The organism is Promicromonospora sp. NPDC019610 (assembly GCF_044389365.1).
Lineage (GTDB): Bacteria > Actinomycetota > Actinomycetes > Actinomycetales > Cellulomonadaceae > Promicromonospora.
Genome location: NZ_JBIRXX010000003.1, coordinates 810702 through 836305, shown reverse-complemented (window position 1 = coordinate 836305; position 25604 = coordinate 810702). Strand labels below are relative to the sequence as shown.

Below are 25604 nucleotides of genomic sequence, written 5' to 3'. Positions count from 1 at the left end.
GCCGAGTCAGCGGGTTGGACGGACCAACCCGCTGACTCGGCAGATCGGGCATGGCGAGTCAGCGGGTTGGTGACGGGATGTGTCGACGTCGGCCGTCGACCAGCGACTGGCGGAGGGTGACGTCGAGGGCCTCCTGGTCGATCGCGTCCGGCCACGAGAGGTCGACCATCCACCATCCGACCTCCGCGAGCGCCTGGGTGCGCGCCGACTGCTCGCTCCTCCGGACCTCCGGGTCGCCGAACTCTCCGCCGGAGTACTTCACTGCTCCGTTGAACTCGAAGCCGATCTTGAGATCGGTCCAGCCGGAGTCCACCCAGCAGACGCCACGCCGCGTCGGCACGGGGATCTGTGTCGCCAACCCCTCGGGGCGGAGCCGCCGGGCCGCCTGGTGGACCAGCACCTCGCCGGGCGAGGCGCACCCGGGGTCGACGGCCTCGACGACCGCCCGCGCCGTCACGATGCCCCGCGCGCCGGCCGACGTGCGGAGGATCTCGCCGACCACGGCCGGGTCGGCTCCGCGGCGGAACGCGGACGTCGCCAGCACCAGCCCGCTGTCGAAGCGCAGCAAGCGGGCGCAGTCGGTGACGGTCCGCTCGAGCGTCGTCACGGGGACCTGCCCGACGACGGTCCGGTGGCGTTGGTCCAGCTTCTTCCAGTGCTTGCGCACGTCATCGGCCTTCGCTCGGGCGATGTGCGGCTTGCCGGTGTAGGTGACGTGCACCGTGTCGGGGACGTCGAAGAGCCAGCACCCGTGCAGCAGGGCCGCCGTCGTGTGGCTGAAGCACAGGTTCGAGTCCGAGGCCTCGACGACCCCGCGGACCCGGCGCAGCGCCGTGGTCTCGCGATCAGGAGCAGTACGCCCGGTCGGGACGTGCGGGGGCAGGTAGACGCCGCGCCGCAGTCGTTCGATCCGGCCCGCCCGGGCGTCCTCGGCCAGCACCCTGCGCTCCTCGCGCCGGAACGGCAGCGCCTCGGGAACGGCCGGGACCTCCGCGCGGTCCGCCGAGAACAGGCGCGAGGTCGGGTCGGTCCCGTCGCGCTGGGCTCGCTGCCAGCGGGCTATGCGCTCCAGGGACTGAGTCAGTTCAGCAGACAGCTTCACCGACTCATCATTGCGGTCTTCCGCCAGCAATGATGATCACCAATGATCAACCTGTGGATAACCCGACCGCATCGGCCCCGAGCCACCCCACTGACTCGCATCCTCACATCGCCGAGTCAGCCACCTGGTCGGACCAACCGACTGACTCGGCATCCGCCCGTTGCCGAGTCAGCCGGGCGGTCCGACCAGGTGGCTGACTCGACGAACTGGCGGGGGCGAGTCAGTCATGTGGTGTCGGGTGGTCAGCGAGGTCGTGGGGCGGTCAGGCCTCGGCTTTTTCCGCCAGGGTCTCCGCGACGCGGCCCAGGTTGGCCAGCTCCGCGCGGTGCGCGTCCGTCGAGCCGAGCTGACGGCGCGGGGCGGCCAGCAGCGTCACATCCGCGAGCTGCGCGGCGGGCAGGCCGATGCGGCGCCACGGCACCCCGACCATGTCGGCGAGCTCGCCGAGCGCCGGACCCGCGCACTGCGAGACCTGCGCGGGCGGCAGCCCCGCCCACAGCCCGGTGCCCCGCTCGACGGCGCGTGCGATCAGCTCCCAGGCCTTGTCGTTCCAGCCGGCCGGGCCGACGTCGGCCAGGTCGAGCCCCAGCGCGTCCGCCCCGGCGAGCACGACCGGCGGCACCCCCACCCAGGTGCCGCCGAGGTGCACCACGGAGCGCGCGCCGGCGTCGCGCACCGCCGCGAGCACCGGCTCCAGCCCGCCCACGATCTCGGGCCCTGCCACGGCCCGCAGGCGCGAGAACCCGGAGAACGTGGGCAGCACGCCCGCGTGCACCTGGCCGAGCAGCGGCTCCGCGAGCTGCACCGTCACCTCGGCGCCGGGCACCTGGGCCACGATGTCGGACACCAGCGCGCGCAGGCCGTCGGCGAGCCCGAGCGCCAGGTCGGCACGGGCCCCGCTGTCCGCCAGGACGCGGTCACCGCGGGCCGACCAGAGCTGGGCCGCCAGCGTCCACGGCCCCAGCACCTCGACCGTGAACGCCCCGGTGTAGCCGTGCGCCGCGATGGCGAGCGCGCCGAGGTCCTCGCGCCAGAACCCCTCCGCACGCCGCGCGTCCGCGCCGGGGCGCTCCGTGAGCTTCCAGCCGTGCGGGCCGAGCTCGACGGGCATCTCGGTCAGGATCGCCGCCGTGCGCCCCAGCGGGTCCGCACCCGGGCCGCGCTGCGTGAGCTGTGTCAGGAACGGCACCGCGTCGACGCCGGTCGGGAGCTCCGCGAGCTCGCCCAGCGCCGTCAGCTGTGCCTCGAGCACGTCGCGCTCGCCGCCGGGCCAGGGCCCGTGCCCGCTCACCGCAGTCATCGGCTCTCCTCGTTCAGGGGGGTCCCCGCGTCGTCCGACGCCGGGCCGCGGCCGGGGCGCGTCGCCGCGCCGCCGTCCGCCGTGCTACTGATTCTCCCGGACGCGGCGTCGTGCGCGGTACACCTCGGCAGACTGCCCGGCCGCTACCTCGCCGCGGCCGCGCGCCAGGCGCGCGAGACGGTCGCCTGGCCCAGCACCCGCGTACCGCGGTAGACCACGATCGACTGGCCGGCCGCGACCCCGCGCAGGGGCGTACCGGTCAGCTCGACCTCCAGCGCCGGGCCGGAGCCATCCGATCCGGAGCCGTCCGATCCGGAGCCGTCCGGACCGCCCTCGACCGCCCGCACCCGCGCCGGAACCGGCGCCCCGTGGGCGCGCACCTGCACCTCGGCGTCGAACCACCCGTCGGGCTCGTGCTCCAGGACGCCGTCGAACCACAGGGCCTTCTCCCCCGCGATGCGGTCCACGCTCAGCAGCTCCGCCGGCCCCACGACCACGGTGTTGGTCGCGGGCTGCACGTCCACGACGTACCGCGCCTTCCCGTCGGCGGCCGGACGACCCAGCCCGAGCCCCTTGCGCTGGCCCACCGTGAACGCGTAGGCGCCGTCGTGCTCGCCCACCACCGCGCCGTCGACGTCCACCACCTCGCCTGGGCGCGACCCGAGGCGGGACTGGAGGAACCCGCGGGTGTCGCCGTCGGCGACGAAGCAGATGTCGTAGGAGTCGGGCTTCGCCGAGACCGAGAGGCCGCGGCGCGCGGCCTCCGCCCGCACCTCGTCCTTGGACGCGAACCCGCCCAGCGGGAACATCGCGCGGGCGAGCCGCTCCGGACCGGCGACGGCCAGCACGTACGACTGGTCCTTGGCGTCGTTCGGCGACCGGTGCAGCTCGCGCACGGTGCGCGGACCGCCGTCCGGTCCCGCGACCTCCCGGGTGACGATCTGCGCGTAGTGGCCCGTCGCGACGGCGTCGAACCCGAGGGCCGTCGCCTTGTCGAGCAGGGCCTCGAACTTGATGTGCTCGTTGCAGCGCACGCACGGGTTGGGGGTGCGGCCGGCCTCGTACTCCGAGAGGAAGTCGGCCACGACCGTGTCCTCGAACCGCTCGGACAGGTCCCACACGTAGTACGGGATGCCCAGCACGTCGGCGGCCCGGCGGGCGTCGCCGGCGTCCTCGATGGAGCAGCAGCCGCGCGATCCCGTGCGGAACTGGTCCCGGTTGCGCGACAGCGCCATGTGCACGCCCACGACGTCGTGCCCCGCCTCGACGGCGAGCGCGGCCGCGACCGCGGAGTCCACGCCGCCCGACATGGCGGCCAGCACCCTCATGACGCACCGCCCAGCGCGCGGCCCGACACCAGGCCCGCGGCCTGCGCCCGGGCGACGACCTGCGGCAGCGCGGCCACGAGGCGGTCGACGTCGGACTCGGTGGACGTCGCCCCGAGCGTGAAGCGCAGCGCGCCGCGGGCCTCGGCCTCGGGGACGCCCATCGCGAGCAGCACGTGCGACGGCTGCGGCACGCCCGCCTGGCAGGCCGAGCCGGTGGACGCCTGCACGCCCGCGGAGTCCAGCAGGTACAGCAGCGAGTCGCCCTCGGCGCCGGGGAACGTGAAGTGCGCGTTCCCGGGCAGCCGGTCGCCCGACGCCGGGTCGGGGCCGCGCAGCACCGCGGACGGCGCGGCGACGCTCACCCGGGCGACGAGCGCGTCGCGCAGTGCGCGCAGGCGCGCGGCCCGCTGGGGCAGGCACTCGACGGCGTGGCGGGCGGCGACGCCGAAGGCCGCGATCGAGGCGGCGTCGAGCGTGCCGGACCGCACGCCGCGCTCCTGCCCGCCGCCGTGCAGCACGGCGTCGAGCGCGAGGTCGCGGCGGGCGAGCAGGGCGCCGACGCCGACGGGGCCGCCCAGCTTGTGGGCGGAGACGGTCATGGCGTCCACGCCGGACTCCGCGAAGTCCACCTCGCACTGACCGACCGCCTGCACCGCGTCGGTGTGCACGGGGATGCCGTAGGGGCGCGCGGCGCGCACCACGTCGCGGACCGGTTGGAGCGTGCCCACCTCGTTGTTGGCCCACATGACGCTGATCAGCGCCGTCTCGGCGGCGTGGGCGGCGAGCTCGGCGCGCAGGGCGTCGAGGTCGAGCCGGCCCTCGGCGTCGACGGGCAGCAGCACGATCTCCGCGCCCGCGTGGCCCGCCAGCCAGAACGCGGGGTCGAGCACGGCGTGGTGCTCGACAGCGGAGACGAGCACCCGGGTGCGGCGCGTGTCCTGCGCTCGGCGGCCCCAGAAGATGCCCTTGATCGCCAGGTTGTCCGACTCGGTGCCGCCCGACGTGAAGATGACCTCGCTGGGCCGCGCGCCCAGGGCCTTCGCGAGCGTCTCCCGCGCCTCCTCGACGGCGCGCCGCGACGTGCGGCCCGCCGAGTGCAGGGACGACGCGTTGCCCGTGCGCTGCGCCTCGGCGACGTACGCCGCGAGCGCCGCGGCCGACATCGGCGTGGTCGCGGCGTGGTCCAGGTACGCCCCGTCGGGCTCGCGGGTGGGCTCGCCGTGGGCGCCGCTCGCCGTCAGGGGCGTGCGCGCCGGGCCAGGGGGCGGAGTGGTCACGATCATCAAGTCTACGAACGCATCCGGGCCGGGAACGCTTCCCGGGGTGTGAGCCGCGCGATGCTCACTCCCGGGGGAACACGTGGGTCAGGTCCGTCTCCCACCGGTCCAGGGCGCCCGCGGGGAGCTGCCAGACGTACTCGTTCTTGAGCTTGCCGCTGTCCGTGGCGAACGGTCCGGTGCGGTGGGCGTAGAACGCGATGGTGGGCAGCGTGCCGTCCGGCGCGGTGCGGACGCCGTTGTGGAAGTCCCCGTTGCGACGCCTCAGCTCCTCGACGACGAAGTCCCGCAGCCGGTCCTGGTCCAGGGTGCCGGCCTCGGTCGCGCTCGCGCCGAGCTGGAGCGCGATGTGCAGCTGCCGGTCGCCGCGGGCGTCCTCGTAGCTGATCAGGCGGTGGTTCTCGACCGCCTCCAGGAGCTCGGGGTCGCTGTGCACCACGTCGCGCAGCGCGTCCGGCCCGATGACGGCGCCGTTGTAGTCGACGGACAGGTCGGAGCGCCCGTAGTGGAACAGCAGCGGCAGGTCGAGGAACTTCTCGGCCACGACCTCGTGGTGGCCGAGCTCCTTGAGCACCGGCAGGACGTCGCGCACGCGCATGACGTGGCCGCGGTCGTGGATGTTGTAGCGCACCCGGGGGTTGATGTTGCGGTCGCGGGCGATCGTCACGACCAGCTCACCGTCGTCGTTGGTCTCCAGCAGGTAGTCGAAGGGGTTGAACTGGAAGATCATCGGCAGCACGCCGTACTCGCCGGTCCGCGTGAGCCGCTCGGACAGGCGCGGGTCGGCGCTGATGGCCCGGCGCAGGGCGACGGTGAAGTCGGTCTCGATGCTGAGGTTGATCTCCAGGTCGCTCGCCCCGTAGGAGCCGAAGACGCTGTGGGCGTACTTCAGGATGTGCGAGCGCATGTTCTCGCTGATGCCCTCGCCGCCGAACGCCGCGACGATGTCGTAGGCGGCCCAGTCCAGCCGGTCGTCCTCGAACAGGGACTTCAGGAACGGCGGGTAGCTGGTGATGATGTAGGTGTAGTCGGTCCCGAACTCCTGCATCGTGGCGATGATCTTGTCCTTGTCGGGCCCGCAGGACTTGATCATCGTGACCTCGGTGAGCGAGGCCGTGACGTTCATGCCGGTGGCCCACGCCCCGAGCGAGAACGCGTTGAGCACGAACGGCTTCTTGCGCAGGGTCGACGCCGTCCGCGCGAAGCCGACCTGGAGGAGCTGGCGGGTGGCCGCGCGCTCCTCGCTGCCGCGCACCCAGCTCGTGGGCGTCCCGGAGCTGCCGGACGACTCGTCCACGACGACGCCGCGCCGCGGCAGCGCTCCCCCGATGCAGCGCTCGGGGATGCTCCACCGCTTGACGTACGACTCCTTGTCCATCTCCGGGATGCCCCGGAACGTCTCGGCCAGCGAGCCCGAGTGGCGCAGCCGGCTGTCGCGGCCGTGCTCGGCGAGGAACGCGCGGTAGGCGGGCACCTCGCGCGCCGCGAGGTCGAAGGTGCGCCAGGCGCGCAGCCGGCCGAGCCACCAGCGCAGCGGCTCGATGCCCGGCCCGAGCAGCAGCTTGTGCCTGTGCACGCTGTACGTCAGGGGGCGGACGACGGCGTCCACCAGGGCCACGAGGGTGAAGGCGAGGACACGTCTCATCGGTCGGCTCCCAGCAGCATCGAGGTGGCCGGACGGCGGTGCGCCACCGGCGGGGTCTTGCTGTACCCGAACCGGAACAGCATCCAGGCCATGCGGTCGCCGCTCTCGTCGGCGGCCACCTCCCGGGCGAAGGCCTCGTGCGACCCGGGGTTGGTGATCACCGTGCCGAACGGGTGGAGCCGCACGCCGTGGGCGGTGAGCTCCAGCCAGAGGCGCATGAAGGTGCGGCCGGCCTCGACATGGTCGGCGGGCCGCGCGAACGGGCCCTCCAGCCAGCCGAGCTGCCGCACCCCGCGCATGGTGTTCAGGTACATCGCGCGGATCGCCCCGCCGAGCACCGGCGCGTCCCAGAGGCCGCGGTGGCCCATGGCGAACCGGAGCAGTCCGCCGGGCATGAGCATGGCCTCGGCGCTCAGGCCGTCGGCCCGGGCGCGGGCGTCGTCCTTGCTGAAGCGCAGCCAGGTCATGATCTCCTCGTAGACGGCGTCGTTGCGCAGGTCGGAGAACAGCGTGGCCTGGTTGATGTGCACGAGCCGGCGCACCGTGCCCCGCTCGGCGGTGGTGCGGAACGTGTGCCCCGCCTCGCCGGCGACGGCAGTCGCGGCGGCCACGACGTCGTCGGGCACGAGCCGGGCGTCGTAGGGACGGCGCGACGTCTGGCGGGACCGGAACAGCGCGAGCCGCGCCCGGGCGCCGTCGGACACGGGGCGCGGGGCGAGCCGGACCGTGCCCAGGCTGTGCAGCCGGTCGGCGCCGGAGAAGTCCATCTCGCCGTGGTCGAGGCTCTCCTCGACGCCGTACCCGAGGCCCTCGGCGACCGTGCGGAGCGACTCCAGGAAGACGCCGGCGCAGACGTGCCCGAACGGGATGCCGAACGACTCGGCGGGCAGCCCGAGGTCGAGGTCGTAGTAGAGCTCGGCGGTGGCCTCGTCCACGGGCCGCAGCTTGATGGGCTGCGAGTTGTGGGGGGACGGGTAGTGGCGGGCGTCCTCGACGATGCTCAGCCACGGCTCGGTGTGCGACACGAGCGCAACCTAGCGCGACCAGGGCACATACCGACCGGCAAGATGTCGAACCGTTACCCACCCACAGAATGCTGAGTGCGGGGTATTTGCGCTCCTGGACCGGCTGGGAGCACAAATACCCCGCACTCAGCGGGTCGGGTTGGTCGGTCGGGTCAGTCGCGGTCGCGGTAGACCTGGACGACCGTGGGGCGCGGGCCGCGGAAGTCGCCCGCCTCGACGGTGGCGCCGGCGGCGACGTAGTCCGGGAAGTACGAGTCCGGCGCCTCGAAGGAGCCGTTCTCGCCCGGGTGCTGCACGTTCACGTAGACCATGGAGTCGCGGGAGTCGACCAGCGGCCCGCAGGTCTCGGCGCCCGCGGGCACCGAGAGGAACTGCTGCACGTGGCCGCGCTCGCGGCCCGCGACCGGCACCTTGAACAGGCCGTCGCACCGGGCGATCGCCGACGAGCTGGGCTGGCCGTCCGTCGAGATCCAGAGGTTGCCCTCGGCGTCGAACGCCAGGTTGTCGGGGCACGAGATCGGGGAGACCCGGTCCTTCGGGTAGCCCGAGAAGTACGTGCCCTCGACGGCGGGGTCGCCGGCCACGAGCAGCAGGTTCCACGTGAACCGCGTGGAGGTCTGGTCGCCGGACGGGATGATCTCGACCACGTGGCCGTCCCGGTTGCCGTTGGTGGTCACGCCGCCGACGACCTTGTGGGTGCGCGGGTTGGCCTCGGTGGCGCCCTCGGTCGCATTGCCCGGGGTGCGGCCCGAGTTGTTGGTGCAGGCCACGTAGATCCGGCCCGTGACGGGGCTGATCTCGACGTCCTCGGGGCGGTCCATCTTGGTGGCGCCCACCTTGTCCGCCGCGAGGCGCGTGTAGACCAGCACCTCCTCGACCGACATGCCCGGAACCTTGCTGCGGCCGTCCTTCACGAGCGGGAGCCACTCGCCGGTGCCGTCGAAGGCGCCGTCGGCCGGGACCGCGCCCGAACCGTCGATCTCGGCGGCCGGCGAGTCGCCGGTGAACCTGGCGACGAACAGGTCGCCCTCGGACAGCAGCGTCTTGTTGTGGGCGCGCGCCCCGCGGGAGTCGCCCTTGGCCACGCGGTCCTTCGAGACGAACTTGTAGACGTAGTCGAACGCCTGGTCGTCGCCCATGTACGCGACGGCGTGGCCCTTGCTCGACAGCGTGACGTTGGCGCCCTCGTGCTTGAACCGGCCCATCGCGGTGTGCTTGACCGGCTTGGCGGTCGGGTCGTACGGGTCGAGCTCCACGATCCAGCCGAAGCGGTGGGACTCGTTCTCGTAGCCCGCGGACTGCGCGAAGCGCGGCTCGTCGGCCTCCCAGCCGTAGCTGGTGGAGGCGCCGATGCCGTAGCGGGCGTCGGCGGTCGGGTTCACCCCGGCGGCCACGAAGTAGCCGTTGAAGTTCTCCTCGCCCGACAGGACGGTGCCCCACGGCGTGGTGCCGCCGGCGCAGTTGTTCATGGTGCCCAGCACGCGCCGGCCGGTGCGGTCCGCGGCGGTCTTGAGCAGGTCCGAGCCGGCGGCCGGGCCGTCGAGCACGAACTCGGTGCCCAGGTGGATGCGACGGTTGAGCACGCTGATGCGCTGGTAGTCCCACGGCTTGCCCGTGCCGCGGCGGCGCACCTCGACGACGGCCATGCCGTGCGCCGCCCGCTCGATCGCGCGGGAGTACGCGTTCTTGGTGCGGCTGCCGTCCGCGGCGACGTCCCAGTACTTCTCGGTGGGCGGGAACATGATCTCGGCGTTGGTGTACTCCAGGTTCGAGACCAGGATGCCGCGCGTCCCGCGGTGCTTGTCGCCGGGCTGGATCGGCAGGATGTCGAGGTAGTCGCAGTTGTAGCCGAACTGCTTGGCCTGCTGCTCCGGCGACTGGTTGTCCGGGTCGAAGGTGCGGCCGCCCGGGAGGATCGGGTCGCCCCAGCGGATGATCGGGTCCCAGGTGTAGCCCTCGGGGACCACCAGCGCGTCCACGTCGACGGGCTGCGGGTCGATGGCACCGAAGGCGAGGCCCTTGCTGTGCCCGCCGCCGGGGAACCGGCCCTCGGGCAGCGTGGCGGCGGCGGCCGACGGCGCAGCCGCGCCCTGCGCGCCGATCACCACGGCGCCGGCCGCGACGGCCAGCGTGCCGAGCATCGCGCGGCGCGACAGCACCGAGCTCACCACGTCCTTGAAGTACTCGTTGGCGCTCTCGTTCGGCGCGGGGTGAAGGCACGCGTCATTGCACTTGAGGCGACAGGTGACGGGGCTGCGCTTGCCACGCGCATGCGTGTGCACCGTCAGCAGCGGGCGGTTCTCAGGGGCGATCGTCATCGGAGGCTCTCCGGTCCGAAAAGGGGGGTAGGACGTCGTCAACCTAGGAGCAGGCGATGTCTGCGCCACGAAAGGTCCGGTACGCCCAGGTGAACGGGACGTGTCCAGCAGGTGGGTCCTCCCCCTGGCTCCGGGGCCCGCCCCGAGATCGGTCGCCCGCATCGAGACCGGTCCCACGATGGACCGGTCTCGATGCAGGCGACCGAAGTCACTTACCCGATGTCCTAGCCGACGAGCGCGCGGCTCGTGACGTCCAGCCAGCCCTCGGCGCGGAGGAGCTGCTCGGCGCCGCGCGAGCGCAGGCCGCGCTCGCACACCACGACCACCGGACGGTCGGCCGGATGGTCCAGCAGCTCGGCCGGGAAGCGGCCGGCCGCGAGGTCCTCCAGTCGCGCGAAGACGGCGCCGGGCACGGCGCCCGGCCGCAACCCGACGTCGAGGAGCAGGACGTGGGCGGACGGCGGGGCCTCGGCGGACGGCGTCGGCCCGGGCTCCTGGAACGTCCCGGGGTGCGGGGCCTCGGTCACGACCGTGGCCGCCGGGGCCAGGGCCGCCGCAGCCGCGGCTGCGGGCACCTCGTCGGACGACGACGGCGGCACCTCCACAGCGCCGGACGTCACCGACTCCTCGGTGCTGCGGGACGCCTCCGCGCCGTCGACCTCGTCCTGCGCCGACGCCGGCGGCGCCGCCAGCGCGATCGTGTCCCACCCGGAGGTGCGCGCGTCGTAGGCGAGCAGGCGACCGAGCGCCGGGTCGCCCGTGCCGGTCAGGACCTTGACCGCCTCGACCGCCATGGTCGAGCCGACGACGCCGCAGGCCGGGCTGAGCACGCCCACGGTCGCGCACGACTCCCCCTCGGGCGGCTGCGGGCCGAACACGTCGGGGTACGTGATCGCGCGCCCGTCCGGCGCCGCCGACCAGAAGACGCTCACCTGGCCGTCCCAGCCCAGAACCGTGCCCCAGACGACCGGCAGCCCCAGCCGCGCCGCGGCGTCGGACACGGCGTAGCGCGTCTCGAACGTGTCGGAGCCGTCGACCACCAGGTGGTACCCGGCCAGGATCGCGGCCGCGTTGTCCCTGGTCAGCCGCTCACGGTGCGCGATCACCTCGACCTCGGGGGCCAGCCCGCGCAGCGTGTCGGCCGCCGATTCCGGCTTGGCGCGTCCGACGTCGGCCGCCGAGTGCAGCACCTGGCGCTGCAGGTTGGAGGCCTCCACGACGTCGTCGTCGATGATGCCGAGCGTGCCCACGCCCGCCGCCGCGAGGTACTGGAGCGCGGGCGACCCGAGGCCGCCCGCGCCGACCACGACGACCCGCGACGCGGCGAGGCGCTCCTGCGCGGCCAGGCCGAAGCCGTCCAGCAGGAGGTGCCTCGCGGCCCGGCGGCGCTCGGCGGGCCCAAGCCCGCCTGTGGGGTTCACGAACGGCTCCATCACGTCATTCCACCACCTCGGACGGGGTCCTTGCGCCACCCTCCCCTTCGAGGCCCGGGTTTCTTCGCTCTGAGTCGGCTGAAAGCGAAGAAACCCGGGCCTCAAAGGGGAGGTACGACGTCGGTCATCCGGCCTCGGCCCGGCGGGCGTCACCCCAGCACGGCCTCGGCCCACCCGGCCTCCGCCTGTCTGCCTCAGCCCTTGCGCTTGCGGATCTCCGCCGCGGCCTGCGGGAGCACGTCGGCGAGCTGCCCCACGACGGCGAAGTCGCAGATCTCGAAGATCGGCGCCTCCGGGTCGCTGTTCACGGCGACGATCACCTGGGACGCCTGCATGCCGCCGCGGTGGTGCGGCGCGCCCGAGATGCCGGCGCCGATGTAGACGCGCGGCGCGATCGTCACACCGGTCTGCCCCACGTACGAGTCCCACCAACCCTCGAACGCCGCGTCGCGGGACGCGCCCACGGCCGCGCCGAGCGCGTCCGCGAGGTCCTCCACGGGGCCGAAGTCGCCGTCGGTTCCGCGTCCCCCGGCGACCACCACGGCCGCCTGGTCCAGCGGCGGGCGGCCGCTCGTGTCGGCCTTGACCTCGCGGGACAGCAGCGTCGCGGGCGACGCCGGCACCTCGACCGCGTAGCCCTCGGTCACCGGCTCGACCGCCGCCTCGACGGGCTGCGCGACGGCGGAGTTCGCCCGGACCGTCACCACGGCGACGTCGGCGGTCACCGCGCACTCGGTGTCCCACGAGCCCGCGAAGACGCGCTTGCCGGCCACGACGCGGCCGTGCACGTCGCGCAGCGAGGAGGCGTCGATGACCAGGCCCGCGCCCAGGTCGTGGGCGGCCAGCGCGGCGGCCTCCTTGGCGGCGAACGACGTCGGCAGCAGCACCGTGTCCGCATCGGTGAGGCGCACGGCGGCGGCCAGGGCGGCCGCGACGACGGCCGGCAGGTGCCGCTCGTCACCGCTCACGCAGGCGCCGTCCCGGGCGGGCTCCGCCTGGTGCACGGTCTCGACGCCGTACGCGCCGAGCTGCGCCAGCACCTCGACGGTGGGGGCCTCCAGGGCGACTGCCTCGACCCGGCCGAGGCCGCGGGCGATGGTGAGCAGCTCCAGCGTGCTGGTGCGGACCTCGGTCGCGGGGTCGAGCAGGACCAGGACGGTGCGGTTGGTCATCAGTTCTCCTCGGAGCGCTCAGGCTCTGTCTTTACTGGTCCGAGCCTGCGGTTCGGCTCAGACCAGGTCGTTGCGGATCAGGAAGTCGGCCAGCGCCACGCCGCCCTCACCCTTGTCGGTGACGAGCTCCACCTCCGGGCGCGCGGGGCGCGGGGCCGCCGACAGCGTCTCGGTGCGGGCTCCCGCACTGCCCGCCACGGCGGGGTCGAGCCCGAGGTCGGCCGGGGACCACACCTCGATCTCCTTGCTGCGGGCCGCCATGATCAGCTTGAAGCCCGGGAACCGGGGCTGGTTGGCGCCGTCCGTCACGGACAGGACGGCGGGCAGCGGAGCGGCCAGCGACTCGGTGACGTCGTCGATCTCGCGGGTGATCGTCAGCACGCGCGCGCCCGAGCCGTCCGGGTCGGCCAGCTCGACCTTCTTGGCGAGGTTCAGCGTGGGCAGGCCGAGCTCGGCGCCGAGCAGCGTCGGGACCACGGAGCCCAGGCCGTCCAGGGCGGCCATGCCGGTCACCACGAGGTCGACCGGCGCCTCGTCGCCCAGCTTGCGGACGGCGGCGGCGAGCACCGCGGCGGTGCCGAAGTAGTCGGAGCCGGCCAGGGCGTCGTCGGACACGCGGACGCCCCGGTCCACGCCGAGCTGGAACGCCTTGCGCAGCGCGACGTCGCCGTCGGGCCCGGCCATGGTGACCACGACCACCTCGCCCTCGTCCGCCCCGATCCGACCGGAGGCGCGCTCGGCCTCGACGATCTGCAGGGCCGCCTCGATCGCGTTCTCGTCCAGCTCGTTGAGGGTGCCCTCCCCGGCCGTGCGCACGACCCGGCCGTCGGAGAAACCACGCTCCGTGTTGATGTCCGGGACGTACTTGGCGGTGACCACGATGCGCATGGGGTAACCGTACGACGTCGGGCGGCGTGGTACGGATCGGGTCCGTCCGCGGGCCTGAGACGATGGGGCATATGGCCCAGACACGACGTGCAGAACCGCAACGTGCACCGGGCGACCCGGTGCCCCGCCCGGTCGTCCGGCCGCTCATCCGGCCGTCGGCCCGCCGCAGCCACGTGCCGCCGCTGGGCGTGTACGTGACGCCGGACGGCGGGATCGACGCGGCCGTGCTGGCGTCCCACGCGACGGCGGTGGACCTGTGCCTCATCGACGTCACGGACCCGGCCCTGGACGAGCACGACCCGGGCCGGTACACCGAGCGCCGGTTCGAGATGGTGGGGCCGGTGTACGGCGTCTGGCACACGCACGTGCCGGACGTCGCGCCCGGTCAGCGCTACGGCTTCCGCGTGTACGGGCCGTGGGACCCGCGCGCGGGGATGCGGCACAACCCGGCCAAGCTCCTGGTCGACCCGTACGCGCGCGGCTTCGCGGGCCGGCTGCGCTACGGGCCCGAGGTGGTCGGCGCGGTGAGCACGGAGCGCGAGGACGGCTGGTGGCTCAGCGACCCGTACGGCCCGCCGGACGCGACCGACTCCCTGGCGTACGTGCCGCACTCCGTCGTCGTCGCGCCGCTGCCGCCGCCCGCTCCCCTGTCCCGGCCGCGGGTGCCGTGGGCCGAGACCGTGGTCTACGAGGCGCACGTGCGCGGGCTGACGATGCTGCGCGAGGACATCCCCGAGGAGCTGCGGGGCACGTACGCGGGCGCGGCGCACCCGGCCGTCGTCGAGCACCTGAAGAGCCTCGGCGTCACGACGCTGGAGCTGCTGCCCATCCACAAGAGCGTGGCCGAGCCGCGCCTCGCCGCGCACGGGCTGTCGAACTACTGGGGCTACAACACGCTCGGCTTCTTCGCGCCCAACGCCGCGTACGCGACCCGGGCCGCACAGGAGCAGGGCGCGGAGGCGGTGCTCGACGAGGTGCGCGGCATGGTGCACCTGCTGCACGAGGCGGGCATCGAGGTGTTGCTCGACGTGGTCTACAACCACACCTGCGAGGGCGGCGACGACAGCCTGCACCTGGCCTGGCGCGGCCTCGACAACCCCGTCTACTACCTGCACGACGGCGCCTCGCCGGCCGCGCTCGCGGACGTGACGGGCACGGGCAACTCGCTGGACTTCCGGCGTCCGCGCGTGATCCAGCTCGCCCTGGACTCGCTGCGCTACTGGGCCGAGACCGTGGGCGTGGACGGGTACCGGTTCGACCTCGCGGTGACGCTGGGCCGCGGCAACGTCGGGTTCGACCCGGACCACCCGTTCCTGGTGGCGCTGCAGACGGACCCGGTGCTGTCGGGGCTCAAGCTCGTGGCGGAGCCCTGGGACGTGGGGCCGGGCGGCTGGCAGACGGGCTCGTTCCCGCCGCCCATGGCGGAGTGGAACGACCGGTTCCGCGACGCCGCGCGCGGGTTCTGGCTGGACGCGCCCAAGCAGGGCGTGCGCGGGCAGGAGATGCGCGGCCTGCGCGAGCTGGCCACGCGGCTGGCCGGGAGCGCCGACCTGTTCGGGCCGGGCGACCCGCCGCTGGTACGCGGCCCCGTGGCGTCGGTCAACTACGTGACGGCGCACGACGGCTTCACGCTCGCCGACCTGGTGGCCTACGACCACAAGCACAACGAGGCCAACGGCGAGGACAACCGCGACGGGTCGGACAACAACCTGTCCTGGAACCACGGGCTGGAGGGGCACACCACCTCGGGCGACGACGCCACGACGGAGCCGTGGCAGGCGATCGTGCCGCCGCGCCGCAAGTCGCAGCGCAACCTGCTGGGCACCCTGCTCCTGGCGGCGGGCACGCCCATGCTCACCGCGGGCGACGAGCTGGGCCGCACCCAGGGCGGCAACAACAACGCCTACGTCCAGGACAACGAGACGTCCTGGCTGCACTGGGCCCTGGACGACGCCGCCGCCGACCTCCTGGAGACCACCCGCTACCTGTTGCGCCTGCGGCGCGAGCACCCGGCGCTGCGGGCCGACTCGTTCTTCCTGGGCTCGCCCCGGCCGCACGAGACCGACACCGACCTGCTGTGGTTCTCCGAGACCGGCGCGGCCATGGAGGTCGACACGTGGAACCAGCCCGGCCGCCGTGTGCTGCAGATGCTGCGGCCCGGCCCGGCCGCGGGCGACGCGGACGTGCTGCTGGTGATCAACGGCGGCCTGGACGACGTCGAGGTGACGCTCCCGCCGCGTGACGGCGCCGCGCCGTGGGAGCTGGTCTGGGACTCCGCGTGGGACGCGCCCGTGGTGCCCGACGACGAGGCCGGGCCCCGGACGTCGGTGACCTTGGAGGCGCTGAACATCAATGTGCTGCTGTCCCGGGGTGTTTCACCCGTGGAATGAGAGGCCGGTGGCACCGCGGGGGGACGGTCCTGGCTAAGGTGCGCACATGACTGACTCCGTCCACAACAACGACGTTGCCACCGCGGGGACCACCGACGTCATCGTCATCGGTGCGGGCCTGTCCGGGCTCGTCACCGCGACCGAGCTGACCGCCGCGGGCAAGCGCGTCGTCCTGCTCGACCAGGAGCCGGCCGCGTCGCTGGGCGGGCAGGCCTGGTGGTCGTTCGGCGGGCTGTTCCTGGTCGACTCCCCCGAGCAGCGCCGGCTCAAGGTGCGCGACTCCGCCGAGCTGGCGTTCTCCGACTGGCTGGGCTCCGCCCAGTTCGATCCCGGCGCCGAGCGCGGCGAGGGCCCGGACCGGTTCGGGTACCGGTGGGCCCAGGGATTCGTCGAGTTCGCCGCGGGCGACCTGCGGCCCTGGCTGCACGCCAAGGGGGTGCGCTGGTTCCCGCTGGTGCAGTGGGCGGAACGCGGCGGCTACCCCGCCGGCGGGCACGGCAACTCGGTGCCGCGCTTCCACGTCACGTGGGGCACCGGCCCCGCCGTCGTCGAGCCGTTCGTCGTCGCGGCGCGCGAGGCCAACCGGGCCGGGCTGCTCGACCTGCGCTTCCGGCACCGGGTCACCTCCCTGGTCGTCACCGACGGCCGCGTCACCGGCGTGCGCGCGGAGATCCTGGCCGACGACGACGCCGGCCGCGGCGAGCCGTCCGGCCGCACGGTGACCGGTGAGGTGGAGCTGTCCGCCCAGGCCGTCGTGGTCGCGAGCGGCGGCATCGGCGCGAACCACGACCTGGCGCGCGCCCGCTGGTCCGCGGGCGCCGGGCGCCTGCCGGAACGGATGCTCTCGGGCGTGCCTGACTCCACCGACGGTCTCATGCTCGGGGTCGCCGCCGACTCCGGCGCGACGCTGGTGCACGAGGACCGCATGTGGCACTACCCGGAGGGCATCGCGAACCACTCGCCGGTCTGGTCGAAGCACGGCATCCGGATCCTGCCCGGCCCGTCGTCGCTGTGGCTCGACGCCGACGGCAACCGGCTGCCCGGCCCGTTGTTCCCCGGGTTCGACGCGCTCGGCGCCCTGCAGCACGTGACCACCCGCGGCGACGACCACTCCTGGTTCGTGCTGAACAAGACGATCATGGAGAAGGAGTTCGCGCTGTCGGGCTCCGAGCAGAACCCCGATCTGACCGGCAAGTCCGTGCCCCTGCTCCTGGAGCGGGTGCGCGGCCGGTCGGTGCCGGTGCGCACCTTCGCGGAGCAGTCGGAGGAGTTCCTCTGGGCCGACACCCCGGCCGAGCTCGCCGCGAAGATGAACGCGCTGACGTCGGCCACCGACGGGTCGCACGGGCACGTCGACGGGGACGCGCTGGCCGCGCTGATCGCGGCCCGTGACGCCCAGGTCGCCACCGGCCTCGGCAAGGACCCGCAGGTCGTGGCGACGTCGGCCGCGCGGCACTTCATCGTGGACAAGGCCATCCGGGTCTCTCCGCCGCGCGCGCTCACCGACCCGCAGGACGGGCCGCTGCTCGCCGTGCGCCTGTCGGTGCTGACCCGCAAGACCCTCGGCGGCCTGTGGTGCGACGAGACCGGCCGGGCGCTGACCCCGGACGGCGAGGTGCTGGAGGGCCTGTGGGCCGTGGGCGAGGCCGCGGGCTTCGGCGGGGGCGGAGCCCACGGGCACCGCGCCCTGGAGGGCACGTTCCTGGGCGGCTGCCTGTTCACGGGCCGCACGACGGGCCGCGCCCTGGCGGCGACCCTGTGACGCCGCGACCCACCCGCCTGGCTGTGCCCGCCTGACTGACTCGGCACGCCTGATCCGCCGAGTCAGCCGGCTGGTCCGACCAACCCCCTGACTCGGCACGCCGGAACCGCCGAGTCAGCCGGGTGGTCCGACCAACCCCCTGACTCGGCGGATCCAGAGGGCCGAGTCAGGGGGGTGGTAACACATGCGCGCGGGCTGCCGGCTAGCGGAGCAGGGCCGACTCCGGGGTCAGGGCGATGACGACCGCGCCCTGCGCGCAGCGCGCGAGCAGCGCAGCGGGCCAGTCGCCGGTGAGCGGGACCTCCTCGACGTCCCGGTCCGCCCCGGCGGCGGCCGCGGTCGCGTCGCCGGGCCGCAGGCCCGTCACCCGTGCCGTCCCGCCCCGGCCCAGCCGCTCCCGGACCGGGTCGGGCCGGTCGAAGAACCAGTGCGTCGGTGCGTTGGAGTCCAGCGCGTCCGCGAGCCGCTCCAGGTCCCGCGCCGCGAGCCGCAGCACGGGGGCCACCCAGGCGGCGTTCTCGGTCACCATCGCCTCGGTGCGCCGCGGGTCCGTGAACCCCACCCGGGTCCCGTCGCGGAAGGAGCCCGCGGCCAGCCGCAGCGCCACGTCCCGCACGGGCGCGCCCGCCACGGCGCCGAGGAGCTGGTTGGCCAGCACGTGCGGCACGTGGGACACGAGGGCGACGGCCTCGTCGTGCAGCTCGTCGGTCAGCACCGCCGCCGTCCCGCCCAGCGGACCCGTGACCAGGCCCAGCACCTGGAGCAGCCGGTCCGGACCGGTCCCGCCCGTCACCGTCACCGCCCACGGGACGCCCTGCATCAGGTCCGCCGACGACGCCGCGAACCCGCTGTGCTCGGTGCCGGACATCGGGTGCGCCCCGACGTACCGCTCCCCCAGCCCCGCCTCGGCGACCGCCTCCCGGACCGGGCCCTTCACCGACCCCACGTCGGTCACCGTCGGGTCCCAGCCCGGCTCGTCCGCCAGTGCCCCGGCGAGCTCCGCCGCCACCGACCGCATGGCGCGCAGCGGCGCGGCGAGCACCACGAGGTCCGGCCGGTTCGCGGCCAGCCGCGCGACGTCGTCGGCCACCGTGAGGCCCGCCGCGCGCGCCTCGCCGCCCGAGACGGGATCCGTCGCGACCACGGGTACGCCCGCCGCCTGGAGGGCGCGGGCGAGCGAGCCCCCGACCAGCCCCAGCCCGACGACGCCGACGCTCACCACAGCAGGCCCCGCTCGCGGTCCTCGGCGGAGTCCGCCGCCGACACGGAGCCGACCGGCGCGTGGTCCGGGTCGAGCACGCCGTCGAGCGCCCGGAAGCCCGCCCCGGCCGGGAACATGCCGAGCGTCTTGAGGGAGTCGCCGGCGGCCAGCAGGTCGCTCAGCATCTCCCGTGCGCCGCGGTCCCACGGCGCCTCGTCGAAGGTCACCACGAACGCGTACTTGCTCTCCTGGGCCTTGACCGGCCGTGTGATCAGGCTCGACATGTTCACGCCCCGGTCGCCGAACGCCGCGGTGATCCGCGCCAGCACGCCCGGACCGGTCACCGAGGGGGTGATCGCCAGCATCGTCTTCCAGTCCGTGGCGCCCGCGGCGCGCGACCGCGCGAGGTGCTCGGCGGCCACGCTGCGCGGGGTCAGGACGAGGAACCGGGTCCGGCCGCCGCGGAAATCCTCCACCGCCTTCGCATACGTCTGCAGCCCGTACAGCTCACCGCAGATCGTCGGCCCCAGGGCGATCGTCCCGGGCCCGGCGTCACGGCAGGCCGCCGCGTTGGACGACGCCGGGGCGGTCGCCAGCCCCGTACCGGTCACGAAGCCGGAGCACTGCGCCAGGCCGTGCGGGTGCGCCGACACCTCCGTCAGGTCGCCGTGGCCGGGCCGGACGAACGCGTCGAACGACACGTCGATCGCCACCTCGTCGACGGCGACGACGTCCGCGCTGGACAGCAGCGCGTCCAGGGACGGCACCACGTAGCCCTCGACCGAGGACTCGATCGCGACCACGCCGACGTCGGCGCCGCCCGCGGCCACGACGTCGTGCACGTCCTTGACGGTGTCCAGCGGCTCGGCGGACACGCCGTCGTCGGGCGCGCCGTTCCGGCGGGCCCACTCCAGCGCCGCCTGGTGCGTGAAGGTGCCCTCCGGGCCCAGGTAGGCCACCCGGGTGCCGCCTGCCGGGCGGCCGCCCGGCGCCGTCATGCCCATCGGGGGGTCAGGGCGTCCGGCCCGGGCACGAACGACTCGCCCGGCAGCACGGCCAGCGTGCGGTGCGCGACGCCGCGCTCGGTGAGGGCCCCGACCAGCAGCGACAGCTTGTCCGACGTCGGGCAGGAGAACGACGCGAAGAACACGTGCGGCCCGCCCGACGACGGCTGGCTGCGCAGGTGGTCCAGGTCGAGCCCGGCGTCCGCGATGACCGCGAGAGTGGGCTGCAGCGAGCCGAGGTGGTCGTCGGCCGGGCCGAACGCGAGCCACACCTGGGCGGGCTCGGTGAACGGGGGCCAGTCGTCGCGGGACTCCAGCAGGCCGTACCAGACGGGGCCGCCCTCGGCGAGGGCCGCGCTGTCCGGGAGCTCCGCGAAGCCCGCGGGCACGCGGGAGCGCTCGATCACCAGGGACCCGCCCTCCCCGGCGAGCGCGATGCGCTCCTCGACGCTGGTGCGGGTCGGCACCAGGCGCGGGCTCACGCCGAGGCCGCGCAGCACGCCCGCGCAGTCCCGCATGCCCGCCTCGTCGATCACGACCTGACCCACCGTGGCGTTCGCCCCGACCCAGACCCACTGGCCGGGCACGGCCACCGCCGACGTCACGATGAGCGACGGCGCGCCCTCCAGGAGGGCGCGCTCGAGACCCGGCGCCGGGTGCTCCGGGTGTCCCAGGTGCACCACGGCCGCCAGGGCCTCGATGCTCGCGACCGTGGCGAGGGTGTCCGCCGTGGTCCCGAGGTCGAGCAGCTCGACCGGGTCGTTCCATCCCGCCATCCGCGCGGCCAGCACCGCGTGCGCGGGAGACTCCCGCTCGCTACGTCCAAGCATGTGCCGAACCTACCGCCGCGGAGGCCTCAGAGCCGCACCGTCAGTCGCACACCACGGGGTTGTCGGGGTTGTAGGAGTGGTTGAACGAGTTCTCCTTGACGACCTTGCCGTCATGGAGCACCTTGCGGGAGATCGTCACGGAGAACCCGTCCTCGCCGCCCGGGTAGGGCTGGCAGTCGGCCGACGAGTCGTGGATCGTCGTCTTGGGGACGATGTTCCGCTTCGCGCTCGTGTTCTCCTGCACCGTGTAGTACTTGGTGCTCCAGATCCGGACCGTCAGCCGGCCGCCCGACACGTAGGCCTGCATGACCGCGCCGTACGGGGTGTCGTTCGTGAACTTCATGTCCTTGGCGCCCACGTAGATCGTGGCCTCGCGCCCCGCGGGGTAGCGCGGGAACCAGTAGGAGTGCGCGTGGTGCTCCACGTCCTCGAACCCGGCGAAGAAGCCCGCGTTGAACGACGTCGTGGCCATCTGCGAGAGACCACCACCCACCGCTTCGACGTGCTCGCCGTTCTCGACGACGCCCGCGTCGAAGTACCCGTTCTCCAGCGTGATCGGGGCCAGCGCCTCCAGCAGGGAGAAGGTCTCGCCCGGCTTGATGAGGTTGCCCGTGACCATGTCGGCACCACGCATCAGGTTCTGGGTGCGCACCGGCTCGTCCGTCAGCGGCGTGCTGAACTCGGAGACGACCTCCTTGACGCCCAGGGCCTCCAGCGACTCGACGGTGTCCTTGGGGTCCTGCTCGACGAGCTCGACCGACGTCTCGCGGTCGTCGCCCGTCGCGGCGATCCGCACCGCCTTGCCCGCCTCGGCGGGGTCGAGCGTGGTGCCGGTCTTGCCCGCGACGACGGTCGGCTTGCCGCCCGCGAACTCGAAGTGGGCGTCGGACGGGACCTCGAGCAGGTTCGTGGTGGCGTTGACGATCGCCTCGACGGTCGCCTCCCGGTCCACGATGGTGACGAGCTGGTCGTCCTTCTGCTCGAACCGGATGAGCCCGGAGAGCACCTGCGGCGAGAGCTGCGGCCGCTGGCCGCCCACCGAGACCGTGACCGGCGCCGAGACGATCTTCTGCGCGACCGCGAACTGCTTGTCGGTCTGCGCCTGCGTGATGACCGGGGCGACCGGCTCGACCGGCAGGTCGAACGGCCCGTCCTGGTGCAGCCAGCGCGCCTTGATGATGCGCGAGGTCTCGCTCGCGACGATGCGCGAGCCGTCCTTCGCGTCCGTCTTGACCGCCTGCCCGTCGACGAACGCGACGGTGCCGTCGACGGGCTCCACGGCGAGCGACTCCTCCAGGCCCGCGACCGCGGCGTCGAACTTCTCCGAGTCGACGGCCAGGACCAGCTCCTGCTCGGCACCGCCGAACATGTGCGCCCACATGCGCGCCGGGCTCAGCGAGAAGCCCGTGAGCTCCGCCGTCGTCGCCTCGGCGTCGATTGCCAGGCCGCTCGGCTCCGGGGAGAGCTGCGCCTTGCCCTCGCCCGCCGTGAGGTCGATCGGCTCCTTGAGCCGCGGGCCGAGCTGCTCCGTCAGCGCGGCGGCGGCCTCCGTCTGCGTCATGCCGCCGACGTTCACACCGGCCACGGTGGTGTCCTTGGGCACCGTGTCGCTCACGCCCCACGCCGCGAAGGCGTAGATCGCGAACAGGACGACGGCGCCGAGCACCGAGAGCAGGGCGATCTTGGGGCCGCGGCTCGGCGCGCCGTCCCCGGCGAGGCCGAAGAAGCCGTCCTGACCCGCTGCGCCCGGACCGTTCGGGCCCGCGGGGCCGTGCGGGCCGCCAGGTGCGCCCGGACCGCCGGGGCCCTGAGGCGCGGACGTCGCGAGCGGCGTCGCCTCGGGACGCACCGGCGCCCACGGACGCGCGACGCGCTGGATCGCGCCCGTCAGCGGCTTGAGGAAGGGGATCTGGCCGGCTTCGGCCGTGGGCACGGCACCCGGGTCAGACGCCGCCGCGCCGGGGCGCGGGGCGAACGGCGGGACCGACGGCGGCGCGGGGGCCGGCTCGGTGCTGGTCGTGGTGTCCGCCGTGGTGTCGGGTGCGGTGGGAGGGGTGCCCGCGGTCGCTGCACCTGCTGCGCCTGCTGCGGCGGCGGCGGTACCTGCTGCTGCGGCACCAGCGGGTGCCGCGCCCGCGCCGGTCTTGGGCGGGCGGTCGAACGCGAAGACGCGGGGGGTGTACCCGCTCCGCGGCTTGGCGGCCTTGGTCGGCGGGGTCGCGAGCTCCGCGACGACGGTCTGCAGCACGGCGACCTGGTCGGCGTCCTCGACCGGCGTGGCGGGCTCGGCCTGCGCGTCGGACGTGGCCGCGGCGCCAGGGGTGGCGGCGGCGTCGGGCTTCGGGGCCGCGCCGGGCTTCGAGGCCGCAGTGGGCTTCGAGGCCGCGGGGGTAGTGGCATTGGTCGCGGCGCCGGCCGCGGGGGCGGCGCTGCTCGGAGCTGCGGGCTTGGCCGCGGTGTCGCGTGCGGGCGTGGCTGCGGCGTCCGCGGCGCCGGGACGGGCCTGGGCGACAGGCTGGCCCGGAGCGGCGGGCTGGGTCGAAGCCGCAGGCTGGGCCGGGCCGGCAGGCTGGGCCGAAGCCGCAGGCTGGGCCGCCGGGCCGGAGCTCGGCGAAGCGGCGGACGGGCGCGTGGTGTCCGAGGCACCGGGCGTGGCGGGCGCACCCTGGGCGGCGGACGGGTGCGCCGCGGCAGGCTGGCTCGCCGCGGGGGCGGTCGGGGTGCCCGTCGCGCGCTCGGCTTCCGGCGTGGCGGCAGGCTTCCCGTCGGTGGCGGACGGGCGCTCGGCGACAGGCTGGCTCGCCGCGGAGGCGTCCGAGGTGCCGGCCGCGCGCTCGGCGTCCGAGATGCCGGCCGCGCGCTCGGCGTCCGGCCGGCTCGCGCCTGCGGACCGGACCGGCTCGACCGGCGGGACGGCGGCCGCTGCCGGAACCGCACGGGCCGGAGCGCCATCCGCAGGTGCCCCGGCAGCCGAAGCCGCCGGCGGCACGACGGGCGGGGCCGCGACGGGCGGGGCCACGGCGGACCGCTCGGCGTCGGGCACGCTTGGGGCGGGCGCCGGGGACGCGGGCTCACCCGCGGCAGCTCCCGGGCGACCGGCCGCGGATGCCTCAGGGCTCGGCGTGCTCGCCGGCTCCTGCGCGGACCCGGCGCCGGGCACGCTCGCCGCAGCGGGCGCAGCGGGCGCAGCGGGCGCGGGAGCAGGCGCGGCGGGAGCAGGCGCGGCGGGAGCAGCCGCGGCCGGCGCACCGGCAGAGGGCTCAGCAGCACCGACGGCGGGCGCCTCGACCTCCGAGGCGTCGGTCGGAGTGGTGTCGGGCGCGGCGTCGCCGGGCGCGGAGGGGACCCCTGCCGGCGGTGCGGCAGGGACGGACGGGGCCTTGGTGGGCTCGGAGTGTTCCGGAGCGGTCACAGGTTCGACCTTGTCTGCGGATCGGGGAACCGGCTGAGCGGTCGGTCGACCGGCCGGTACTGCGGGCTGCGCGGCCTGGGCGGCCGACGGACGTGCCGGGGGTTGCGACGGCTGTCGCGGCACGCTGCCAGGGCGTTTCTGGTACAAGCGAGGCGGAATGGCCGGGGCAGGTTGAGCCCCGGTGTTCTCGTCTGATGTCGGCTCGAGCGGTTCGTCACGCTCGGTCGGCTGACCCATCGGCACGCTCCGTGCAACTACCCGAGACGCGGGCTCTCCGCGTCCCCAAGGGCGCACCGGACCTGCGGCGAATCCGCTGGACGGAGTCGCCCTGCCGGGCATCCTATCCAGCGAGAATCCTGCCCAAGGCCGCGTACTGGACGCCCCGAGGTGGAGGTTTCGTATCAATCCTGCCCACCATCCTGAACCACCCTGCGAAGATGCGCAGAGGTCAGGCGGCGGTGCGATCCCGGCGGGCCGGGACCTCGGCGAACCACGAGGACGGCAGGAACGCGACGACGGCGAGGATCGCCACCCCCGCGTACGACCAGACCATGCCGAGCACGCCGGCCGGGACCACGACGTCGCCCCCGGAGCCCGGCAGCGACAGGGCCTGCACGATGCCGACCCAGCCCACGCCGAACCCGAGCAGCGTGCCATAACCGGCCCAGGCGCGCGCGAGCACGCCGGCCGCCGCCGTCAGCCCGAACGCGAGGATCAGTCCGAGGTACAGGGAATCGGCCCCGTACCGGTGCACCACCGTCCCGAGCGCGCCCATCACGACGCCGAGCGCGACGGCCAGAAGAGTGCGCACGATCGTTCGTCCGAGCGGGCGTCGGGAGGAGTTCACCCGACCATTCTCCAGCATCCACCTGGGAGGACTCTGCATGTGTGGAACACTCCGCGGGTGAATACGCTCCAGGATCAGACGCAGCTCATCGTTCGACAGCGGATCCGCATGCTGGTCAACCAGTACGAGGTACACGGCGCCCTGCCGGACGGCTCCGAGGGTGACCTCTACGCGTTCGCCCAGCAGAAGCGCATGGCCTTCCGCGAGCAGGTCACGCTGTACACCGACGACACCAAGCAGGAGGCGGTGCTCGGCTTCAAGGCGCGTCAGGTGGTCGACCTCGGCGCCACCTACGACGTCGTCGACGCGGGCGACACCCCGATCGGCACGTTCCGCAAGGACTTCGCCAAGTCGCTGCTGCGCAGCACCTGGCACGTCGAGCAGCCCGGCCTCGGTGTGGTCACGGGGACCGAACGGAGCCTCGGCGTCGCCGTGATCCGGCGGCTCGTCGAGATCGCCTGGCTGCCGTACCACTTCGACTTCACGATCGACGGGCGGCCCGCGTTCACCGTGGAGAAGAAGTGGGGCCTGCGCGACCGGTACGTCGTGAACATCCAGGACCCGCGGCTCGACCGCCGGCTCGTGACCGCCATGGCGATCGGCCTGGACGCCCTCCAGGAGCGCTGAGCCGGTACGCCGGGCGGGAGCGGCCCGCCCGCACCACCGCCCT

18 protein-coding genes are annotated in these 25604 nt (G+C 74.2%); 3 read left to right on the top strand and 15 right to left on the bottom strand.

Annotated features, from left to right (window positions below; translation table 11 throughout):
- Positions 1 to 58 precede the first annotated feature (58 nt).
- The 10 genes from ACH45N_RS24775 to ACH45N_RS24730 all read right to left on the bottom strand — a co-directional run bounded on the left by ACH45N_RS24775 (position 59) and on the right by ACH45N_RS24730 (position 13488).
- A complete protein-coding gene (locus tag ACH45N_RS24775) occupies positions 59 to 1102 on the bottom strand; it encodes a hypothetical protein (protein ID WP_397398602.1) in 1044 nt (347 codons plus the stop codon).
- Positions 1103 to 1364: 262 nt separating this feature from the next.
- Positions 1365 to 2402 carry a hypothetical protein gene (locus tag ACH45N_RS24770; protein WP_397398601.1) on the bottom strand — a complete coding sequence of 346 codons (1038 nt, stop codon included), beginning with the start codon at positions 2400 to 2402 and terminating at the stop codon, positions 1365 to 1367.
- Positions 2403 to 2545: 143 nt separating this feature from the next.
- The gene (gene mnmA / locus ACH45N_RS24765) at positions 2546 to 3730 is read right to left on the bottom strand and encodes a tRNA 2-thiouridine(34) synthase MnmA (protein WP_397398600.1); all 1185 of its coding nucleotides are present in this window, start codon (positions 3728 to 3730) and stop codon (positions 2546 to 2548) included.
- Entirely contained in the window at positions 3727 to 5013 is a 1287-nt protein-coding gene (locus ACH45N_RS24760) for a cysteine desulfurase family protein (RefSeq protein WP_397398599.1), read from the bottom strand. Before ACH45N_RS24760 ends, mnmA begins: the two co-directional genes overlap by 4 nt.
- A 58-nt stretch (positions 5014 to 5071) precedes the next feature.
- Positions 5072 to 6652, bottom strand: coding sequence for a CoF synthetase (locus tag ACH45N_RS24755; RefSeq protein WP_397398598.1), 1581 nt, complete (start codon positions 6650 to 6652; stop codon positions 5072 to 5074).
- A complete protein-coding gene (locus ACH45N_RS24750) occupies positions 6649 to 7677 on the bottom strand; it encodes a hypothetical protein (RefSeq protein WP_397398597.1) in 1029 nt (342 codons plus the stop codon). The genes ACH45N_RS24755 and ACH45N_RS24750 overlap by 4 nt, the downstream gene beginning before the upstream one ends.
- A gap of 152 nt (positions 7678 to 7829) precedes the next feature.
- Entirely contained in the window at positions 7830 to 9995 is a 2166-nt protein-coding gene (locus ACH45N_RS24745) for a PhoX family protein (RefSeq protein ID WP_397398596.1), read from the bottom strand.
- A 224-nt stretch (positions 9996 to 10219) separates the two neighbouring features.
- On the bottom strand, positions 10220 to 11416 hold the full coding sequence (locus ACH45N_RS24740) for a ThiF family adenylyltransferase (protein ID WP_397398595.1): 1197 nt from the start codon (positions 11414 to 11416) through the stop codon (positions 10220 to 10222).
- 206 nt (positions 11417 to 11622) lie between these two features.
- Positions 11623 to 12600, bottom strand: a complete 978-nt coding sequence (locus tag ACH45N_RS24735) for an electron transfer flavoprotein subunit alpha/FixB family protein (RefSeq protein ID WP_397398594.1) — start codon at positions 12598 to 12600, stop codon at positions 11623 to 11625.
- A gap of 57 nt (positions 12601 to 12657) precedes the next feature.
- A complete protein-coding gene (locus ACH45N_RS24730) occupies positions 12658 to 13488 on the bottom strand; it encodes an electron transfer flavoprotein subunit beta/FixA family protein (RefSeq protein ID WP_397398593.1) in 831 nt (276 codons plus the stop codon).
- 71 nt (positions 13489 to 13559) lie between these two features.
- Here ACH45N_RS24730 and glgX point away from each other — a divergent pair, with 71 nt between their 5' ends.
- Together glgX and ACH45N_RS24720 are read left to right on the top strand one after the other, a co-directional pair.
- Positions 13560 to 15878 (top strand): glycogen debranching protein GlgX, encoded by a 2319-nt coding sequence (glgX, locus tag ACH45N_RS24725; RefSeq protein ID WP_397398592.1) that lies wholly within the window; start codon positions 13560 to 13562, stop codon positions 15876 to 15878.
- 46 nt (positions 15879 to 15924) lie between these two features.
- Positions 15925 to 17640, top strand: a complete 1716-nt coding sequence (locus ACH45N_RS24720) for an FAD-binding dehydrogenase (protein ID WP_397398591.1) — start codon at positions 15925 to 15927, stop codon at positions 17638 to 17640.
- A gap of 202 nt (positions 17641 to 17842) precedes the next feature.
- On the opposite strand, the gene ACH45N_RS24715 is transcribed toward ACH45N_RS24720, so the two are convergent.
- The 5 genes from ACH45N_RS24715 to ACH45N_RS24695 all read right to left on the bottom strand — a co-directional run bounded on the left by ACH45N_RS24715 (position 17843) and on the right by ACH45N_RS24695 (position 24898).
- Entirely contained in the window at positions 17843 to 18859 is a 1017-nt protein-coding gene (locus ACH45N_RS24715) for a prephenate dehydrogenase (protein WP_397398590.1), read from the bottom strand.
- The gene (locus ACH45N_RS24710; protein WP_397398589.1) at positions 18856 to 19839 is read right to left on the bottom strand and encodes a prephenate dehydratase; all 984 of its coding nucleotides are present in this window, start codon (positions 19837 to 19839) and stop codon (positions 18856 to 18858) included. The genes ACH45N_RS24715 and ACH45N_RS24710 overlap by 4 nt, the downstream gene beginning before the upstream one ends.
- Positions 19836 to 20675 carry a hypothetical protein gene (locus ACH45N_RS24705; protein WP_397398588.1) on the bottom strand — a complete coding sequence of 280 codons (840 nt, stop codon included), beginning with the start codon at positions 20673 to 20675 and terminating at the stop codon, positions 19836 to 19838. Before ACH45N_RS24705 ends, ACH45N_RS24710 begins: the two co-directional genes overlap by 4 nt.
- A gap of 40 nt (positions 20676 to 20715) precedes the next feature.
- Positions 20716 to 24087, bottom strand: coding sequence for a VanW family protein (locus ACH45N_RS24700; protein WP_397398587.1), 3372 nt, complete (start codon positions 24085 to 24087; stop codon positions 20716 to 20718).
- Positions 24088 to 24535: 448 nt separating this feature from the next.
- Positions 24536 to 24898: a hypothetical protein gene (locus tag ACH45N_RS24695; RefSeq protein WP_397398586.1), complete on the bottom strand. Its 363-nt coding sequence runs from the start codon at positions 24896 to 24898 to the stop codon at positions 24536 to 24538.
- A 93-nt stretch (positions 24899 to 24991) separates the two neighbouring features.
- Here ACH45N_RS24695 and ACH45N_RS24690 point away from each other — a divergent pair, with 93 nt between their 5' ends.
- Positions 24992 to 25561, top strand: a complete 570-nt coding sequence (locus ACH45N_RS24690) for a hypothetical protein (RefSeq protein ID WP_397398585.1) — start codon at positions 24992 to 24994, stop codon at positions 25559 to 25561.
- Positions 25562 to 25604: the final 43 nt, after the last annotated feature.

What these genes read in the sequence shown, in the direction of transcription:
- ACH45N_RS24755 (WP_397398598.1), bottom strand. Translation starts at nt 6,652, where the DNA reads ATGAGACGTGTCCTCGCCTTCACCCTCGTGGCCCTGGTGGACGCCGTC.
- ACH45N_RS24760 (WP_397398599.1), bottom strand. Translation starts at nt 5,013, where the DNA reads ATGATCGTGACCACTCCGCCCCCTGGCCCGGCGCGCACGCCCCTGACG.
- ACH45N_RS24730 (WP_397398593.1), bottom strand. Translation starts at nt 13,488, where the DNA reads ATGCGCATCGTGGTCACCGCCAAGTACGTCCCGGACATCAACACGGAG.
- ACH45N_RS24770 (WP_397398601.1), bottom strand. Translation starts at nt 2,402, where the DNA reads ATGACTGCGGTGAGCGGGCACGGGCCCTGGCCCGGCGGCGAGCGCGAC.
- mnmA (WP_397398600.1), bottom strand. Translation starts at nt 3,730, where the DNA reads ATGAGGGTGCTGGCCGCCATGTCGGGCGGCGTGGACTCCGCGGTCGCG.
- ACH45N_RS24720 (WP_397398591.1), top strand. Translation starts at nt 15,925, where the DNA reads ATGACTGACTCCGTCCACAACAACGACGTTGCCACCGCGGGGACCACC.
- ACH45N_RS24735 (WP_397398594.1), bottom strand. Translation starts at nt 12,600, where the DNA reads ATGACCAACCGCACCGTCCTGGTCCTGCTCGACCCCGCGACCGAGGTC.
- ACH45N_RS24745 (WP_397398596.1), bottom strand. Translation starts at nt 9,995, where the DNA reads ATGACGATCGCCCCTGAGAACCGCCCGCTGCTGACGGTGCACACGCAT.
- ACH45N_RS24705 (WP_397398588.1), bottom strand. Translation starts at nt 20,675, where the DNA reads ATGCTTGGACGTAGCGAGCGGGAGTCTCCCGCGCACGCGGTGCTGGCC.
- glgX (WP_397398592.1), top strand. Translation starts at nt 13,560, where the DNA reads ATGGCCCAGACACGACGTGCAGAACCGCAACGTGCACCGGGCGACCCG.
- ACH45N_RS24710 (WP_397398589.1), bottom strand. Translation starts at nt 19,839, where the DNA reads ATGACGGCGCCGGGCGGCCGCCCGGCAGGCGGCACCCGGGTGGCCTAC.